Genomic DNA, 17976 nt, shown 5'->3' with positions numbered 1-17976 from the left:
TGCTAGTGACGAACCGGAAACGCCACACCAACAAAAAGAACAGTAGCGCATGAACGCAAATTCCGCCCTCGCACCGTCAGATCCCGAATTCGACTACATCATCGTCGGCGCCGGCTCCGCCGGCTGCGTGCTCGCCAACAGGCTCTCTGCGAACGGCAAGCACAGCGTGCTGCTGCTTGAGGCCGGCCCGAAGGATTCCAACATCTGGATCCACGTTCCGCTCGGCTACGGCAAGCTGTTCAAGGAAAAGACCGTCAACTGGATGTACCAGACCGAGCCGGAGCCCGAGCTGAAGGGGCGCCAGGTGTTCCAGCCGCGCGGCAAGACGCTGGGCGGGTCGAGCTCGATCAACGGCCTGCTCTACGTCCGTGGCCAACACGAGGACTACGACCGCTGGCGCCAGCTCGGCAACACCGGCTGGGGCTATGACGACGTGCTGCCCTATTTCAAGAAGGCCGAGAACCAGTCGCGCGGTGCGGATCAGTATCACGGCACGGGCGGGCCGCTGCCGGTGTCCAACATGATCGTGACCGATCCGCTGTCGAAAGCCTTCATCGATGCCGCGGTCGAGGCCGGTCTGCCCTACAATCCCGATTTCAACGGCGCGACGCAGGAAGGCGTCGGCCTGTTCCAGACCACGACGCGCAACGGCCGCCGCGCCTCGACGGCCGTTGCCTATCTCGGCCCCGCGAAGACACGCAGCAATCTGACGATCGAGACGTCCGCGCTCGGCCAGCGCATCCTGTTCGAGGGACGTCGCGCCGTCGGTGTCGAATACCGGCAAGGGGCGCAGGTTCGCCGCGCGCGGGCGCGCAAGGAGGTCGTGCTGTCGAGCGGCGCCTACAACTCGCCGCAGCTGCTCCAGCTCTCCGGCGTCGGCCCGGCCGATCTCCTGCGCAAGCACGGCATCGAGGTGGTGCTGGACGCACCGGGCGTCGGTCACGACCTCCAGGACCACATGCAGGTCCGCATCGTGATGCGCTGTTCGCAGAAGATCACGCTGAACGACACCGTCAACAATCCGCTCCGCCGCACCATGGCCGGCGCACGCTATGCGCTGTTCCGCAAGGGCTGGCTGACGATTGCGGCTGGCACGGCGGGCGCGTTCTTCAAGACCAGCCCGCGGCTCGCCTCGCCCGACATCCAGGTCCATTTCCTGCCGTTCTCGACCGACAAGATGGGCGAGAAGCTGCACGATTTCTCCGGCTTCACCGCCTCGGTGTGCCAGCTCCGTCCCGAAAGCCGCGGCTCCCTGCGCATCAGGAGCGCCGACCCGACCGTGCCGCCGGAGATCCGGATCAACTACATGTCCACCGATACCGACCGCACCACCAACGTCGAGGGCCTGAAGATCCTGCGCAAAATATTGAACGCACCGGCGATGAAGCCGTTCGTGGTCGACGAGTACGATCCCGGGGCGAAGGTATCCACGGATGCCGAGATTCTGGATTATTGCCGGGAGCGCGGCAGCACGATCTACCATCCGACCTCGACCTGTCGTATGGGCAGCGACGCGCTCGCGGTGGTCGATCGGCGGCTGAAGGTGAGGGGGCTCGACGGCCTTCGCGTCGTCGATGGCTCGATCATGCCGGACCTCGTGTCGGGGAACACCAACGCGCCGATCATCATGATCGCCGAAAAGGCCTCGGACATGATATTGGAGGATGCGCGATAAACGCGCCTCACGAAAGGACCTGGACTTGGCTACGCGATTCAGGATCGGCACCCGCAAGAGCGCCATGGCGCTGGCGCAGACGGAAGAGATCGCGCGCCGCCTGACCGCCGCCGTGCCCGGTCTCGATGTCGAGATCGTCAAGTTCGACACCACGGGCGATCTCGACCAGACCAGCAAGCTGTTGCCGCATGGCGGCAAGGGCGGCGCCTTCGTGGCGCAGATCCGCGCCGCCGTGCTGTCGGGCGAATTGCAGGCGGCGATGCATTCGCTGAAGGACATGCCGGGCAACGAGGACACGCCCGGCCTCGTCATCGGCGCCACGCTGTCGCGCGATCCGCCCGGCGATGCGCTGGTGCTCCGCGACGGCGTGACGCTGGAGGCGCTGCGCCAATCCCGTGGCAAAGGTTTCAAGATCGGCACCAACGCGGTGCGCCGGGCCGCCTATGCGCGGCGGTTGTTCCCGGAGGTGGAAGTGATCCACTTCCGCGGCGCCGCCGACACCCGCGTGCGCAAGCTCGACAATGGCGAGAAGCAGCGCCTGCCGGATGGCGGCGCGGTGGGGCCGGCCGATGCGTTGATCATGGCGCGCTCGGGCCTCGACCGCGTTGGTCTGGCTGATCGCATCGCCTACGAATTCACCGCGGCGGAGATGCTGCCCGCGGCGGGGCAGGGCATCGTTGCGGTCGAATGCGCCGCGCAGGACTGGCAGACGCGGCAGATCCTGTCGTCGATCGACGACGCCTCTGCGCACGCCTCCGCCGATGCCGAGCGCGAGGTGCTGTGGGTGCTGAACGGTCACTGCAATTCGCCGGTGGCGGGCTTCTCGACCATCGCCGGCGATCAGATGTCGCTCACCGCCTCCGTGCTCGACCTCTCCGGCAACACCATCATCGAAGCCTCGCGCACCGGGCCGGCCAACCGCCCGCGCGAGCTCGGCCGTGCGGTGGGTCTCGATCTGCTGGCGAAGGGTGCAGCGGAGATCATCGAGCGCAGCCGGCCGCGCTAGACTCTCACCAATTTCTCATGGGGGCAATGATAGCATTATGCCCCTGTTTTGCCCGACGGGTCAAACGCGCGGGATGGGCCATGCCAGCCCAAAGTTTTCAATGACTTGGCTACTGTGCATGGGGTTGTTTTCGCGGTTTTTCTTTTGCCGCGCCCGAAGGGGCGAAAAATCAGCCCCGCACCCGCCGGATCATGTGCTCGACATGGGCGATCGGCGTCTCCGGCTGGATGCCGTGGCCGAGGTTGAAGATCAGCCGCCCTTGCGCAAAATTGGCCAGCACGTCATCGACCGCGCGGTCGAGCGCGGCGCCGCCTGTGATCAGCGCCAGCGGATCGAGATTGCCCTGCACCGCGACCTTGCTCTGCACGCGCTCGCGGATGAAGGCCGGCTCTGCGGTCCAGTCGATGCTGACCGCATTGACGCCGGTTGCCTCGACATAGGCCGGCAGCAGCGCGCCGGCGCCGCGGGGGAAGCCGATGATCTTCGCATCCGGCACCTTGGCCCTCACGCCCTCCACGATGCGCCGCGTCGGTTCGGTCGACCAACGCGCGAACTCGGCGGGCGGCAGCACGCCGGCCCAGGTATCGAAGATCTGCAAGGCATCGGCGCCGGCAGCGAGCTGCGCCAGCAGATAGTCGATCGAGCTGTCGACCAGCACGTCGATGATTTTGGAGAACGCCTCGGGATGCCGGTAGGCCATCATCCGGGCCGGCGCCTGGTCCGGCGTGCCGTGGCCCGCGACCATGTAGGTCGCAACCGTCCAGGGCGCGCCGCAAAAGCCGATCAGCGCGGTCCTGGGATCGAGCGCGCCGCGCACGATCTTCAGCGCGTCGAACACCGGTTGAAGCTTGCCCAGATCGGCTTGCGGCGACAGCGTTGCGACCTTGGCTGGATCGTCGAGCGGCTCGAGCCGCGGGCCCTCGCCGACCTCGAAGCGCACCGAGCGACCGAGCGCATAGGGGACGACGAGAATGTCGGAGAAGATGATCGCCGCGTCGAAGCCGAATCTGCGGATCGGCTGCAGCGTGACTTCGGCGGCAAGCTCCGGATTGAAGCAGAGATCAAGGAAGCCGCCGGCCTTGGCGCGCACCTCGCGATACTCCGGCAGGTAGCGGCCGGCCTGGCGCATCATCCACATGGGCGGGACGGTCTGGCGCTGGCCGGAGAGCACGTCGATGAAAGGTTTCGTCGAAGACTGGGGCACGAATGGTCCTGAAGAAGGTTACGGCTCCTGATACACCGCCCCGGCGCTCAGCGGAACAGGGGAACCAGCCCGATCGGGTCGCGTTGACCAGCCAAAGGAGGAGATCATGGCTGAGAGATTCAATCCCGCCCCGCACGACAAGCACGCCGTCGATCCGCACGAAGGACTCGCTGCCGATCGCAACGCCAAGCTCGACGATGGGCTGAGGGACACGTTCCCAGCTTCCGATCCCGTGAGCGCCGCGCAGCCGACGCCCTCGAAGGCCGATGCCGATGCCGAGCATCCCTCGCTCTGGCACAAGGTTAAGGCCATCTTCAGCTAGCAGCGAGGGGCGCCGGATTCCGATAGGTTCGCTAATGTCTTGTTAGCGATGCGCTGATCCCGGCGTCCGTAAGACTACTGGAAACCGGGGAGATCGCCGCGTATTCCGGTAGTGATTTCAGAGTTTTCTAAGAGAAGCGGCAGAGTTTCCGAAACGATCGGAGAATTCTGCCACATGAGCGCTACCCAAAGAGCTGGATGGAGCCGCCTGCCGCTGCGCGCGGCGGCTTTCGTTGTGCTGACCTGCACGACCATCCTCGGCGTCAGCGGTTGGCGCGAATGGGCGGCACGCGACGCGGTGCTCAAGGGTGCCGAGACGGAGATGGCGAACGTCGCCCGTTCGCTGACACAGCATGCCGAGGACAGCCTCGATCTTCTGGACTCCGGCGTCGTCGGCGTGGTCAGCCGGTTGGAGATGGATGGCACCGGACCGACCACGATCGCCAAGCTCGGCACCGTGCAGGAAGCGCGCAAGAAGGCGATCGCGCGCATCCACAGCCTCGCCATCATCGACGATAAGGGCAATTGGCTGACCTCGCCCGGTACGATCGGCTCGACCTTCAGCGACGATGCGTTCTTCCGATATCACCAGCTCTCGCCGAAGCGCGAGGCCTATGTCGGCGGTCCCGTGAAGAGCCTGCTCGATGGCGAATGGGTCGTCCCCCTGTCACGCCGCTTCAACAAGCAGGACGGCAGCTTCGGCGGCGTGGTGCTCGCGACCATCAGCTCGAAATATCTCTCGCATTTCTACGAGCAGTTCGAGATCGGTCGCAACAGCTCCGTAGCGCTGACACATGGTGACGGCCTGATCGTCGCACGCTACCCGAGCAACGAGACATTCGTCGGACGCAGCGTCGCCGACAAGCCGCTGTTTCGCAACCCGAGCCTGCAACGGCCGAGCGGCGCCTATCACTTCAAGTCGCCGCTGGACGGCGCCGAACGCGTCAGCTTCTTCAAGCGCAGCAACCGCTATCCGTTCTTCCTGCTCGCCACCGTCGACAAGGACGAGCTGCTCGCGCCCTGGCGCGCCGCGGCAATCTCCCGCATGCTCTATGTTCTCGCGCTGGTGATGCTGATCGCGATCATCGGCGGCGTGCTGGTGCGGCAGTTGCACCGGGGCCAGCACATGGCCGTCGCGCTGGTCGAGAAGGAGGCGCATTTCCGCCTGCTCGCCGAAGGCTCCAGCGACATGGTGACCCGCATCGGGCTCGATGAGCGGCTGCGCTACGTCTCGCCCTCCTCGGTCCGCATCGTCGGCTGGCGCCCCAATCAGCTGATCGGCACGCCGGCGCTTGCGGGTATCAATCCGGAGGACCTGCCGGAGGTCCAGGCGATCGTCGACGCCATGAAGCGCGGTGAGAAGGAGGAGGCGCGCGTCACCTACCGCAACTCGCACCGGCAGAAAGGCGAAGTCTGGCTCGAATCGACCATGCGGGTGACGCGCAAGGACAGTGGCCGCATCGACGGCGTGGTCGCGATCTCCCGCGACATCACCGAGCACAAGAAGCTGGAAACCAGGCTCGAGACGCTTGCGATCGAGGACAGCCTCACTGGCCTTGCCAATCGCCGCCGCTTCGACGAGCGGCTGAAGGAGGAATGGGCGCGGGCCTACCGCGACCGCTCCAGCCTCGGTCTGTTGATGATCGATGTGGACCACTTCAAGGCCTACAATGATGAATACGGCCATCCCGCGGGCGATGCCTGCCTGCGCCGGATCGCAAAGATCATCGCGGCCGAAGCGCAGCGCGCCGGCGATCTGGCGGCGCGCTATGGCGGCGAGGAATTCGCCGTGCTGCTGCCGAACATCGATACCGCCGGCTGCGCTCTGGTCGGCGAGCGGATCCGCAGCGCCATTCACGAGGCCGGCCTCATTCATCGCACCAATCCGGCGGCTGGGTGCGTCACCGCCTCGGTCGGCGGCGCGACCTGCCGGCCGGCGCTGGAGCGCACGGCGGGCGTGGCCTCGCTGGTCGAAGCCGCCGACCGGGCGCTCTACGCCGCCAAGGACGCAGGCCGCGACCACCTGGTGATGTCCGGCGAGGTCACGAACCTGCTGCCCAGGGCGTCCGGACAGTAAGAGCTGTCGACCTGAGAGCCATCATGTCCCGGACGCGACGCAGCGTGAAACGATGCGGCGCCGAGCCGGGACCCAGCTCTTTCTTCGCCGCAATGATGGGCGCCGGTTCAGCAGCGCATCGCAAAGCGCGCTGCGCTGCGCCCGGGGGACAAGCATTCAATAATGCGGCGGAGGCTCGTTGGCAGGCCCCGATGCATTTGCCTCGGCCTCCTGCAGCCGCTCATTGAGCTGCGCGATCTGCCGCGTCAGCGTGTCGATCTGCTTCCACTGCGCGGTGATGGTCTGGTTCAACGTCTCGATCGTGTCGTCCTGGTAGGCGAGGCGCGTCTCCAGCGTGTCGATGCGCTCGCTCAGCGTCTTGATCTCATTCGTCACGTGCCCGCGTCCTTGTCCCGTTCCCGCAAACCGTGGCCGAGCGCGACGCGCTCGTCGAACACGAAGCATTCGCCGCGCCAGCGGCTCTCCGTCTCCGGCACCTCCTCGAGATATTTGAGGATGCCGCCCTTGAGGTGATAGACCTCGGCAAAGCCGCGTGCGAGCAGATGCGCGCTCGCCTTCTCGCAGCGAATGCCGCCGGTGCAGAACATCGCGATCCTGCGGTGCTTGGCCGGATCGAGGCTGGCTGCGGCAAAGTCCTTGAACTGGCCAAAGCTCTTGATCTCAGGGTCGACCGCGCCCTCGAACGTCCCCATCGCCACCTCGAAGGCGTTACGGGTGTCGAGCAGCAGCGTGCCTGGGGCACCGATCAGCGCGTTCCATTCGCGCGCATCGACATAGGTGCCGACCTGACGCGTCGGATCGGCGGCCGCATCGCCCAGCGTGACGATCTCCTTCTTCAGCCGCACCTTGAGCCGGCCGAACGGCATCGCCGCCGCAGTCGAGAACTTCAATTCGAGATTGTTCAGCCGGCCGCCGAACAGGTCGCCGTGCGCGAGCTCGCGGGCGAATGTGTCGATCGCCTCGGCCGCGCCCGCGATGGTGCCGTTGATGCCCTCCTCGGCCAGTAGCACGCTACCTTTCAACGCAAGGCCAGCGCAGAACGCGCGCAGCGGCTCGCGCAGCTCGCGGTAATCGGGCAGGGCGGCGAATTGATAGAAGGCGCAGACCTTGTAAGCCATATTCTCGGAAATCATGGCCGCCCGTTTAGCAGGCGGCCGGCGCCCGGAAAACCCGCATCGCGAGCGCCTGCAAAAGGTCTATACGCCCAGCGGATGGCAGCCATTTCCCTGGTATGCCAGCATTGCCCCGACCGGCCGGAATGTGTCATGTAGACCCGGTTTTTCCGAGACGGCGCGGCGCGCGCAGCCACGGCCAAGAAAGCCTCAAGAAAGCCTAACGAGAGCAAGAATTCGATGAGAAACTTCCATTTCCCCGGCAGGTCCACGGTCCACGCCACCAACGCGATGGTTGCGACCTCGCATCCGCAGGCCTCGCTGGCCGCGATCGAGGTGCTGCGCGAGGGCGGCACGGCGGTGGACGCCGCGGTCGCGGGCTCGGCCGTGCTCGGCGTGATCGAGCCGCAGTCGACCGGTATCGGCGGCGACTGCTTTGCGCTGATCCAGCCGCGCGGCGAGGGCAAGATCATCGCCTATAACGGCTCCGGCCGCGCCCCGAAGGCGGCGAATGCCGACTGGTATCTCGAGCGCAAGATCGCCTCCGTGCCGCTGACCTCGGCGCATGCGGTCTCGATCCCCGGTGTGATCGACGCCTTCGCGACCGTGCTACGCGATCACGGCAAGTTCGGCTTCGACCGCCTGCTTCAGCCCGCGATCAAGGCGGCCGAGGAGGGCTATGTCGTCGCCCCGCGCATCGCCTTCGACTGGAAGAACCAGTTCGAGAAGCTGAAGGCTGGCACCAACACCGTGCGCTACCTGCTGCCGGGCGGCAAGCCGCCGGTGGCCGGCGACGTCATCCGCCAGGCCGAGCTCGGCAAGACGCTGCGCGCGATCGCCAAGGACGGCCGCGACGCCTTCTACAAGGGCGCGATCGCGGAGGACATGGTCGAGACCCTCAGGGGCATCGGCGGCCTGCACACGCTCGACGATTTCGCCGCGCACACGACCGAAGTGACCACGCCGATCGGCACCATGTACAAGGGCTACGACGTCTGGCAGTGCCCGCCGAACGGCCCGGGCGTCACCGCGCTTCTGATGCTCAACATCCTGTCGCGCTTCGACCTGGCCAAGTACGCGCCCGTGAGCGTCGAGCGCTTCCATCTCGAGGCCGAAGCCGCGCGCATCGCCTACATGAACCGCGAGATGCACGTCGCCTCTCCCGACCACATGAAGATCAACGTCGCCGAGATGCTCGAGAAGGGCTTTGCCGACGAGTACATCAGCAAGATCCGCTTGGACGGTATGCTCGACCTGCCCAATGTCGCGCCGCCGATGAATCCCTCGACCATCTACATCACGGTGGTGGACAAGGACCGCAACGTCTGCTCGTTCATCAATTCGGTCGCGCATTCCTTCGGCTCGGCGATCGTCTCCAACAAGACCGGCGTCTTGTTCCAGAACCGCGCCGGCGGCTTCCGCATCCAGCCCGGCCATCCCAACTGCATCGAAGGCGGCAAGCGCCCGCTGCACACGATCATGCCGGGCCTGCTGACCAAGGGCGGCCGTTCCACGATGTCGTTCGCGGTGATGGGCGGCCAGTACCAGCCGACCGGCCAGACTCGTCTGCTGACCAACATCCTCGACTACGGCTGCGACGTGCAGGAGGCGATCGACATGCCGCGCGGCCTGCATTACGAGGGCCAGTATCAGCTCGAGGACAGTGTTCCCGCCGACATCGTCGAAGGCCTGAAGAAGCTCGGCCACAAGACCACCAGCGTGGTCGGCCCGCTCGGCGGCGCTCAGGCGATCTGGATCGACTGGGAGAAGGGCACGCTCACCGGCGGCTCCGATCCGCGCAAGGACGGCTGCGCGCTCGGCTATTGAGCGGCCGGGGCTGGAAACGTCACCCTCATTGCGTTAGACACCTCCCGCCTCAAACGGAAGGTGTCCTATGCAGCGTTTCCAGCGCGTGCTCCTCGCCCTGATGTCGGCACTGGCGATCACCGTGATCGCCAGCGTGTCGCATTTTGTTTCCACCACGGCCTCGGCCCAGACCGCAGGAAAGACCATGACCACAGCTTCAGGCTTGCAGATCATCGACTCCACCGTCGGCACCGGTGCCTCGCCGCAGCCCGGTCAGACCTGCGTGATGCACTATACCGGCTGGCTCTATGAGAACGGCCAGAAGGGCAAGAAATTCGACTCCTCCGTCGACCGCAAGGAGCCGTTCGAATTCCCGATCGGCAAGGGCCGCGTCATCGCCGGCTGGGACGAAGGCGTCGCCTCGATGAAGGTCGGCGGCAAGCGCACGCTGATCATCCCGCCGCAGCTCGGCTACGGCGCCCGCGGCGCCGGCGGCGTGATCCCGCCGAACGCGACGCTGATGTTCGACGTGGAATTGCTCGCGGTGAAGTGACCGAAGGTCATTCCGGGGCGATGCGCGAGCATCGAACCCGGAATCTCGGGGCAACGCGGAGCGACTGTGAGAGTTCCGATTTTGGTATGGCTCGACGGGCCGGCTTTGGCTAGCCTGCCGCGCACGGAACCAACAGAAAGCAAGTCCCATGACCGGCCATGACCACTCGCATTCCCACCACGATCATGATCGCTGGAAGCATGACGGCGTGCGCGTCATTCCGGGCAACCAGCTCGATACCAACGTGCCGTCGACGGCCGGCATGGACCGCGCTGCCGCGATCAATTTCGCGCGCGTCGGCGCGCAGAAATTGTGGGCGGGCACCGTCAGCATCAAGCCTGACGCCAAGACCGGCGCGCATCACCACGGCCATCTCGAAAGCGTCATCTATGTGGTGAAGGGCAAGGCGCGGATGCGTTGGGGCGAGAGCCTGCAATTCACAGCGGAAGCCGGCCCCGGCGACTTCATTTTCGTCCCGCCTTACGTGCCGCACCAGGAGATCAACGCCAGCCCGGACGAGGTGTTGGAATGCGTGCTGGTGCGCAGCGACGGCGAGGCGGTGGCGATCAATCTCGACATCGAGCCGGTCGAGAAGCCCGAGACCGTGCTGTGGATCGACCCGGTGCACCGCGATCCCAACGAGAAGAAGTAAGACTCTTCAGGGGCGGGGGGCGGTGCGACAGACCCCCCGCAGATCGGGGTCCAAAAATTTGTCGGAAGCGGTGTCGGATGGCGGCCTGGCCGTCCGTCCTTGGGCAGAACCCCGCCAAGGAGCTTCCGATGCCTAAGATGATCTTCGTCAACCTGCCGGTGACCGACCTCAAGCGCGCGACCGCTTTCTACGAGGCGGTCGGCGCGGTCAAGAACCCGCAATTCAGCGACGAGACGGCGAGCTGCATGGTCTTTTCCGAGACCATTTTCGCCATGCTGCTGACCCACGACAAATTCCGTCAGTTCACGCCGAAGCCGATCGCGGATGCCAAGACCTCGAACCAGGTGCTGTTTTGCCTGTCCGCGGACAGCCGCAGCGATGTCGACGATATCGTCGCCAGGGCCGAGGCTGCGGGCGGAGTGGCCGATCCCGGCCCCAAGGACGAATACAGCTTCATGTACGGCCGCAGCTTCGAGGATCCCGATGGACATATGTGGGGCGTGAACTGGATGGATCTTTCGGCCGCGCCTCTGCAGCCCGACATGGCGAACGCCTGATCCAAGCCCGGAAGACCTGAAGAGGAGTATTCACGATGCCCAAGCTCGTGCCCTGCATGTGGTTCAACGGCGATGCCGAGGACGCTGCAAAATTCTACGTCTCGCTGGTCCCGAATTCAGCGATCACGCACGTCCAGCGCAACGTTTCGGACGGCCCCTCCGGCAAGGAAGGCTCGGTGCTCGTCGTCGAGTTCACCGTGGCCGGGCAGCCGCTGGTCGCACTCAATGGCGGCATGAAGATGGAATACACCCACGCGATCTCGCTGATGATCCATTGCGACGACCAGGCCCAGGTCGACAGCGTCTGGAACGCGTTCCTCGCCCATGGCGGCAAGGAGGAACAATGCGGCTGGTTGAGGGATCGCTGGGGCGTGGCCTGGCAGGTGGTGCCGAAGGTGATGTTCGAATTCCTGTCGAGCCCGGACAAGGCCGCAGCCGCGCGCGCAATGCAGGCCATGATGAAGATGGTGAAGCTGGACGTCGAGGTGTTGCGGCGGGCGTTCGAGGGCAAGTCGGCGGCGTGACACCAGCACAGGTGCCGTAGGGTGGGCAAAGGCGCGTTTGCGCCATGCCCACCATTGTCTCCTGTTGAGAGAGAAGCGGTGGGCACGCTACGCTTTGCCCACCCTACGAAACTGTCTCAATAATTGATCCTCAGCCCCACGCCGCCGTGGATGGTGTTGCCGACCGGCTGTGGGCCCAGCGTGCCGTTGGCGAACAGGTCCACGATCCAGCCCTTCTGCACGCGGAAGCCGAGGCGGCCGCCATATTCGAACCAGCCCTGGTTGCCCATGGTCGGCACCACCACGCCCTGGCCGGTCACTGTGGCGACAATGCCGCTGTGGCTGGCGAAGGACTGCACCCAGCCGCCATTGATGTTGGTCTCGATGTTGCTGCCGAACAGATGCGTCCACTGGCCGCCGATCTTGACGAGGCTGGTGCGGTCGGTGCCATCAGCGATGCTGGCGCCGAACGGATTGAACGCCACTGCGCTGTCGGTATAGCCGGAGACGCGTTGCCAGAGCTGCCAGACCTCGATCGAGGCCGCGACCTCGTCGCGCGGCGAGAGGCGGCTCATCCAGCCGGCGCGGCCGTAGACGGCGTAGTTCGAGGCGTTGGTCGAGCTCGTGACGCTGACCGGGCCGAGGCTGGTGTCGTAGCTGCGCGTGTAGCGCGCCTTCTCCCACGGCGTCAGGATGGTGCCGACATCGAAGAACGGGCGCGACGAGCCCCAGTCGGTGAAGTCATAGCGTAGCGCGAAGGCGCCGATCGGCGCACTGGTGATCTTGTAGCCGCCCTCGTTGTATTGCGTGTAGGCGATGCCGGCGAGCAGCGACAGATTGTTGGTCAGCTCCTTGCGGCCGTGGATGCCGGCCGAGAACGAGCCGGCCGAGCCGAACGCGCTGATGCAGTCGCTGCAATTGATCTGCTCGTTGACGCCGAGCAGCACCGTGCCGAGCACCCGGTTGGTGATCATCTGGTTGAAGCGCTGACCCGCGAGACCGCCGATCGAATTGCCGCTGGAGCCCGCGCCGGTCGGCGTCGGGCTGGGTGACGGATACGGGCTGGGCGAGGGGGACGGATAGGGGCTCGGCGACGGGGAGGGAGTCGGAGTGGGTGACGGAGACGGCGACGGAGAATAAGTCGGAGACGGGCCGGGATTTGGTTCACCGCACCCGGACCCGCACTCCGACGCCTGCGCAGCCGCCGGGCGGGCATTGAACGTGACAAGCGCAAACGCCGCAGTTGCGGTCAGCGCAGCGGCAAGGACGAGGTGCCGGACGTTGAACTTTGTCATCGTCACCGCCCGCACAGCATGCCGTCGTCCTGGACGGCGGGCGTGATGGTCGGCGGGGCGCCGGCGTACTGGTTGACTGCGCATAACCCGGCGCTCGCGGCGCAGTTGGCGGCGAAGGTCCAGGGCGGCGTGTTGGTCTTGGTGATGCTCACCTTGCCGCCGGTCGAGGTGATGATAGCGGTGTCGCCGGGCTGGGTGAGTTGCACGCACTGAGAGCTCTTCGTGCAGACGCTGGCCGCGCCGTCCTGAAGCACGACGACGGAGCGCCCGCGCTGCGAGAGAATGTCGAGCGTGGTGCCGCGCACGCCGATGGTCGCGAGCGGCGTCGTGATCTTGTAGGCGGCCTTGTCGGAGTGTCCGGTGACGAAGCGGAAGGCGCCGGTGGTCATGCGGATCGCGACGTCACGATAGCTGTGCTCGTCGTTGAAGACGGTGCGGTCGAGCTTCAGCGTTGCGCTCGGCCCGAGCGACAGGTTGGTGCTGTCGGCCATCACGAAACGCGCCGCGCTGTCGGCGCCGGTCCGCACGGTCTCGTCGCGCAGCATGCTGTCGCCGACATTGATCGGCGTCGTGGTCGCGGCGACCCGCACCACTTCGTTCCGGATCACGACGGCCTCGCCGACGCGCGTCTGCGCCTTAGCGCCGGACGCCGCGCAGATTGCGGCCGTGAGCAATGTGGGGAAAAGCCAAAAACGCAAATTCATTTCGCAACCGATCGATGTGTCCCTGATCGTACCGGATCGCGCGCGCTTCTGATGTGGCGGAATTATCACAAGCGGCGCGGGACGTGCGTCATGCTTAGTGACAGTTGCGGCAGAATGCGTTCAATGACCAGAACCAGTATATTTTCCTCCGCGGTGAAGCAGATTTGCCACGCAAGACAGCCCCACCAAAGACGCTTGAATCGCCTGCAGCTCCAAAGCTGTCGCCGAGCGCAGTGATTGCTGTCGCGATTTTCCTGGTTGCCCATCTGGCGCTGCTGATCGGTCTCACCACGCCGGAAAAATTCGTCTTCGACGAGGTGCATTACGTGCCGGCGGCGCGCCAGATGCTGGCCCCCGTGATGTCGCAGCCGATGCTCAATCCGATGCATCCGCCGCTGGCCAAGGAGCTGATCGCGGCATCGATCGCAACCTTCGGCGACAACGCGCTTGGCTGGCGTTATCCCGCGACAGTGTTCGGCGCGCTGGCGATCGTCGCGGTCTATCTGTGCGGCCTCGCGCTGTTTTCCGCGCAAGGGCCCGCGATCGCGGCGGCGCTGATCGCCGGTTTCAACCAGATGGTCTATGTGCAGGCGCGCATCGCAATGCTGGACATTTTTGCGCTCGGCTTCGGCCTGCTCGCGACCGCCGCCTTCATGCATGGTTTTCGCAGAGAGCGGCCGCAGGCGATGTTTGCGCTCGCGGGCAGCCTGTTCGGCTGTGCCGCGGCCTGCAAATGGAGCGGCTTGTTTCCGCTCGGCGTCTGCATCGTCATTGTTGCCTTGATCCGCCTGATGCAGGGCTGGCATACGCTGTTCTCCGACGCGGAGCCGGACGACTGGTATCGGCCGGAGCTTTGGCCGGGCCTGAAGCTGCATCATGTCGCGCTCTGCTTCGCCGTCCTGCCGGCGGTGGCTTATCTTGCCGCCTTCGTCCCGCTCTACGGATTGTCGCTGCCGGATTTGATCGAGGCGCAGCGGCGGATCTTTGCTGACAACACCACGACGGCCATCGCCGGCCACACCTATATGAGCGCATGGCCATCCTGGCCGTTGCTCGCGCGCCCGGTGTGGTTCCTGTTCGACAAGACCGCAGAGGAGAACGTCGCTGCGATCGTCTTCCTCGGCAATCCGCTGGTTGCGTGGCCGGCGCTTCTCGCGCTCGTCGTGGTGCTGCGGGATTTCATCGTCGCGCGGCGCTGGGACGCGTTCCTGATCGCGGCATTCTATTTCGGTCCCTGGCTCGCCTGGGCGTTGCTGCCGCGCACCCTGGGTTTCCTCTACTACTATCTGCCGGCCGCCACTGCGGCGTCCCTGGCGCTGGTCTATGTGCTGCGCCGGGATGGGCTACCGCGCTGGCTGCTGTGGACTTATGTCGGCGTCGCCGCGGCCGGTTTTGCGATCATGCTGCCGATTTCCGCAGCGTTCATCGGCACGTCCATGCGAACTTTCGGCCGCCTGATGCTGTTCCAAAGCTGGATATGACATCGCCGCCTGCCGGGCTGCGGCAGGCGGCGTGTTTGGCCCGACGACCGCGAGTCACTTCGCCGCGGTCTTGGTGTCCATGTTCACGACCTGGACGCGGCGGTTGATCGGGGCGGCGCCGTTGGCGGCATCCTTCAGCTTGGTCTTGCCGTAGCCGACGGTGACCAGATCGGTGCCGTTGAGGCCGTAGTTCTGCATCAGGTACTTCTTGATGGTGTCGGCGCGCCGTTCGGAGAGCCCTTGATTGTACTCTTCGCCGCCGATCGCGTCGGTGTGGCCGGCGACCACGAAGGTCGAGCCCTTGAGCGCCGGATCGGACAGGGCCTTGCCGAGCGCCTGCACCGAGGCCACCGACGTCTTGGCGATGTCGGCCGAGTTGTAGTCGAACTGGATCTCCAGATCGATCTTCGGCTTGGTCGCAGCTAACTCGGCGATCTGCTCGCGCTCGCCCGTCGAGAGCGAGCGGGTCGAGCGGTTGCGCACGGTGTTCAGGAAGCTCGCTTCCTTGGCCTGCGCGGTCGTGTCGGCCTGGGGACCGACGGAGAGGCCGCGGGTCGCCGGCTTCGGCTTCAGTGCATCGACGATCTGGCCGGCGGAGATGTTGTTGTCGCCGGCCAGCGCAAGGCCCGCCGTCATCGACAGGGCTGCGGAGAGAGTTATCGCCTTCAGTCCAAAGAACTTATCAAAACGGGTCATTGTCGGATCCTCGCTGTTACGCCTGATGGCGATTTGATGCTGCGAGCCTAGGGCAGGTTCAACGGCGCTGATGTGATCTTGGTCACATTCGAAACTGCGAGCCGAGGGCACTCTGGTCTGGTTCAATCGAACCGGCAGTCGCGGGTTCCGGGAAACCTGCGTGAACGTTGCAAAGGCGTCGCCTCCCGGCCCGCCCGCGAACAATAATTTGTCCAGAAGCCCGCCTAGCACGCTTCGATCATTCGACAATTCATCCGCGACAGGAGCCGAGTTCCGTCCAGTGCCGAGGCCAAGTGACTATCAGCGTGACTATCAACCCTATCGCAGTGGCCCGCCGGATCGGACAGTGTCCCTGAGCTCAATGCCCATCTATATCGGCGCGGCGATGATCGCGGTGGCAATCCTGCTGTCGACGCTGATCACTGGGCTGACTTCCCGCTATGTCGGGCTCGAAGGGCCGACCGACGAGAACATGTGGCTGGTCGACCGCCTCACCGGCAGCGTTTATCGCTGCCAGGCGGAGGGACGTGGCAAGGCTGTGTGCGAGCCGGATGTCGCGACCGGAAGCCTCGGGGAGCGCCCAAAAGCCGCACGCTAATAGCTGGCTGGCGCTGCGACGCAGCAACGAAAATGTCTTCTCCCTGAAACCTTGTCGCTGAAGAATGCCTCGTGTTGGCCGGCATGGCGCCGGTTTTGTTCTACGGAGGAGACCTTCGATGAAGACGTTGCTTTCGGCCGCTCTGCTCGCCGCCTTCGCGGCCTCGCCGGCTTCTGCGGCAAAGATGCAACCCTGCACAGGCGAGGCTATGGGCAAGTCGATGACCGCGATGGGAACCGTAGATTCGCCCGCCAAACAGGCGATGGCCAAGGAAATGGCTTCAGCCAACTCCGAGATGAGCAAAGGCAATATGCGCGGCGCCTGCAAGCACTACATGAAGGCACAGACGATGAGCGCGAAATAGTTTGCGCGTTCGTTGACCGGCCGCGCTGTCAGCAGATGGCAGCGCGGTTTTCTTTGCCTCTCCTGTTTGCCTCGGCGCGAATCCCGCTACATTGCCACCTGCAATGTCCCGCACGCCCAAACCGCTTCCACTCACCACGACACAGGCCCGGCAGATCTGGCTGCATGCCCAGCGGCTGGACGAGCGCACCCCGTTCGGCGAGGGCGCGCACGCCGTCGCGGACGCCGTCACCCATCTCGGCTATGTGCAGATCGACACCATCAACGTCATCGAGCGGTGCCATCACCATATCCTGTTCAGCCGCATCCCGTCCTATCGCCGCGCCGATCTGCGCCATGCCCAGAGCACCGACAAAAGCGTGTTCGAATACTGGACGCACGCGCTCTCCTACGTGCCGGCGAGCGAGTTCCGCTTCTTCCTGCCGGCGATGCGCGAGCATCGGCGCGAGGGGCACAAATGGTTCGCCTCGGTGAAGCCGGCCGACACGCGCAAGGTGATGCGGCTTCTGCATGCCGGTCCGCTGACGATCCGCGACATCGATGACGACGTGCTCGTCGAGAAGGAGCATCTGTGGCAGAGCCGCAAGCCGTCGAAGCGGGCGCTGCAGCTCGCCTTCTATACCGGCGCCGTGACCATCAGCGAGCGCCAGGGCATGCTCAAGACCTATGAGCTGATGACGCGCCATTTCGGCTGGGACAAGCTGCCGAAGCCGGCGTCGGCCAAGGAGATCACGGCCTATCTGCTCGACCGCGCGCTGCGCTCGCAGGGCGTGGTCAGCCTCGATTCGATCTGCCATCTCGACGCGCCGCGCAAGAAGCCGGTCGCGCGCCTGATCGCCTCGCGCGTCCGCCGTGGTGAGCTCGTGCCTGTCGCGCTCGAGGGCGCCGGCAAGCAGGAGCATTGGGCCCGCCCCGCAGCGCTGGAGCCGCATGAGGTGTCGCCCGATCTGGTCCACATCCTTTCGCCGTTCGATCCCCTGATCATCCAGCGCAAGCGCACCAACCTGATCTTCGGCTACAATCACCTGTTCGAAGCCTATGTGCCGAAGGCCAAGCGTAAGCTCGGCTACTTCGCGCTGCCGGTGCTGGTCGGCGACGAGATCGTCGCCGCGCTCGATCTCAAGACCGACCGGCAGGCGAAGAAGCTGTTGATGCAGAAATGGACCTGGGTCGGCGAGGGGAAGAAGACGGCCGGACGCCGGGAGCTGAAGCGCAAGGTCGAAGAGGAGCTGCACCGCTTCGCGCAATTCCAGCTGGCCGATTAACGCGCGACGGGATTTGGACGAATCGTCATCGCGCTCGAGGTTGTTGTTTGCTCACGATCCTTCCGGAAAATCGCTTCGCACTTTTCCGGATCATGCTTCGAGCGTCGC

At 65.1% G+C, this 17976-nt stretch carries 19 protein-coding genes; 13 read left to right on the top strand and 6 right to left on the bottom strand.

What is annotated here, in order from left to right; genetic code table 11:
* Positions 1-49: 49 nt before the first annotated feature.
* Positions 50-1675: a GMC family oxidoreductase gene (locus JQ566_RS17865; RefSeq protein WP_212373982.1), complete on the top strand. Its 1626-nt coding sequence runs from the start codon at positions 50-52 to the stop codon at positions 1673-1675.
* Between the two features lie 25 nt (positions 1676-1700).
* Entirely contained in the window at positions 1701-2681 is a 981-nt protein-coding gene (gene hemC / locus JQ566_RS17860; protein WP_212373980.1) for a hydroxymethylbilane synthase, read from the top strand.
* Positions 2682-2850: 169 nt separating this feature from the next.
* Here hemC and hemE read toward each other — a convergent pair whose 3' ends face one another.
* Positions 2851-3885 (bottom strand): uroporphyrinogen decarboxylase, encoded by a 1035-nt coding sequence (hemE, locus tag JQ566_RS17855; protein ID WP_212373978.1) that lies wholly within the window; start codon positions 3883-3885, stop codon positions 2851-2853.
* Between the two features lie 106 nt (positions 3886-3991).
* Between hemE and JQ566_RS17850 the strand changes: the two genes are divergently transcribed.
* Entirely contained in the window at positions 3992-4207 is a 216-nt protein-coding gene (locus JQ566_RS17850) for a hypothetical protein (protein WP_212373976.1), read from the top strand.
* Positions 4208-4381: 174 nt separating this feature from the next.
* Positions 4382-6283 (top strand): diguanylate cyclase, encoded by a 1902-nt coding sequence (locus tag JQ566_RS17845; protein WP_212373974.1) that lies wholly within the window; start codon positions 4382-4384, stop codon positions 6281-6283.
* A 156-nt stretch (positions 6284-6439) separates the two neighbouring features.
* Here the strand turns inward: JQ566_RS17845 and JQ566_RS17840 are convergent, their stop codons facing one another.
* Complete coding sequence (locus tag JQ566_RS17840; protein WP_212373972.1) at positions 6440-6658, bottom strand: SlyX family protein; 219 nt, start codon at positions 6656-6658, stop codon at positions 6440-6442.
* Positions 6655-7401 carry an oxygen-dependent tRNA uridine(34) hydroxylase TrhO gene (trhO, locus tag JQ566_RS17835; protein WP_212374124.1) on the bottom strand — a complete coding sequence of 249 codons (747 nt, stop codon included), beginning with the start codon at positions 7399-7401 and terminating at the stop codon, positions 6655-6657. Before trhO ends, JQ566_RS17840 begins: the two co-directional genes overlap by 4 nt.
* A 234-nt stretch (positions 7402-7635) precedes the next feature.
* Here trhO and ggt point away from each other — a divergent pair, with 234 nt between their 5' ends.
* The 5 genes from ggt to JQ566_RS17810 all read left to right on the top strand — a co-directional run bounded on the left by ggt (position 7636) and on the right by JQ566_RS17810 (position 11487).
* On the top strand, positions 7636-9222 hold the full coding sequence (ggt, locus tag JQ566_RS17830) for a gamma-glutamyltransferase (RefSeq protein ID WP_212373971.1): 1587 nt from the start codon (positions 7636-7638) through the stop codon (positions 9220-9222).
* A gap of 67 nt (positions 9223-9289) precedes the next feature.
* Positions 9290-9754 (top strand): FKBP-type peptidyl-prolyl cis-trans isomerase, encoded by a 465-nt coding sequence (locus JQ566_RS17825; RefSeq protein ID WP_212373969.1) that lies wholly within the window; start codon positions 9290-9292, stop codon positions 9752-9754.
* Between the two features lie 148 nt (positions 9755-9902).
* The gene (locus JQ566_RS17820; RefSeq protein ID WP_212373967.1) at positions 9903-10406 is read left to right on the top strand and encodes a cupin domain-containing protein; all 504 of its coding nucleotides are present in this window, start codon (positions 9903-9905) and stop codon (positions 10404-10406) included.
* 128 nt (positions 10407-10534) lie between these two features.
* A complete protein-coding gene (locus JQ566_RS17815) occupies positions 10535-10963 on the top strand; it encodes a VOC family protein (protein WP_212373965.1) in 429 nt (142 codons plus the stop codon).
* Between the two features lie 35 nt (positions 10964-10998).
* Positions 10999-11487, top strand: a complete 489-nt coding sequence (locus JQ566_RS17810; protein WP_212373963.1) for a VOC family protein — start codon at positions 10999-11001, stop codon at positions 11485-11487.
* Between the two features lie 116 nt (positions 11488-11603).
* Here JQ566_RS17810 and JQ566_RS17805 read toward each other — a convergent pair whose 3' ends face one another.
* Both JQ566_RS17805 and JQ566_RS17800 read right to left on the bottom strand, forming a co-directional pair.
* Positions 11604-12761: a hypothetical protein gene (locus JQ566_RS17805; RefSeq protein WP_212373961.1), complete on the bottom strand. Its 1158-nt coding sequence runs from the start codon at positions 12759-12761 to the stop codon at positions 11604-11606.
* Between the two features lie 2 nt (positions 12762-12763).
* Positions 12764-13465, bottom strand: coding sequence for a FecR family protein (locus JQ566_RS17800; protein ID WP_212373959.1), 702 nt, complete (start codon positions 13463-13465; stop codon positions 12764-12766).
* A gap of 233 nt (positions 13466-13698) precedes the next feature.
* On the opposite strand from JQ566_RS17800, the gene JQ566_RS17795 reads away from it, so the two are divergent.
* Positions 13699-14946 carry a phospholipid carrier-dependent glycosyltransferase gene (locus tag JQ566_RS17795; protein ID WP_349643332.1) on the top strand — a complete coding sequence of 416 codons (1248 nt, stop codon included), beginning with the start codon at positions 13699-13701 and terminating at the stop codon, positions 14944-14946.
* 54 nt (positions 14947-15000) lie between these two features.
* Here the strand turns inward: JQ566_RS17795 and JQ566_RS17790 are convergent, their stop codons facing one another.
* The gene (locus JQ566_RS17790; protein WP_212373955.1) at positions 15001-15642 is read right to left on the bottom strand and encodes an OmpA family protein; all 642 of its coding nucleotides are present in this window, start codon (positions 15640-15642) and stop codon (positions 15001-15003) included.
* Positions 15643-16003: 361 nt separating this feature from the next.
* Between JQ566_RS17790 and JQ566_RS17785 the strand changes: the two genes are divergently transcribed.
* The 3 genes from JQ566_RS17785 (at position 16004) to JQ566_RS17775 (ending at position 17868) form a co-directional block, all read left to right on the top strand.
* A complete protein-coding gene (locus JQ566_RS17785; protein WP_212373953.1) occupies positions 16004-16240 on the top strand; it encodes a hypothetical protein in 237 nt (78 codons plus the stop codon).
* A gap of 118 nt (positions 16241-16358) precedes the next feature.
* A complete protein-coding gene (locus tag JQ566_RS17780; protein ID WP_212373951.1) occupies positions 16359-16604 on the top strand; it encodes a hypothetical protein in 246 nt (81 codons plus the stop codon).
* Between the two features lie 103 nt (positions 16605-16707).
* On the top strand, positions 16708-17868 hold the full coding sequence (locus tag JQ566_RS17775) for a winged helix-turn-helix domain-containing protein (RefSeq protein ID WP_212373949.1): 1161 nt from the start codon (positions 16708-16710) through the stop codon (positions 17866-17868).
* The last annotated feature ends 108 nt before the right edge of the window (positions 17869-17976 follow it).

This window comes from Bradyrhizobium sp. SZCCT0231, assembly GCF_018130245.1.
GTDB classification, from domain to species: domain Bacteria; phylum Pseudomonadota; class Alphaproteobacteria; order Rhizobiales; family Xanthobacteraceae; genus Bradyrhizobium; species Bradyrhizobium japonicum_F.
Note: the sequence above shows the minus strand (reverse complement) of the source record. Positions and strands in the feature narration are given on the sequence as shown.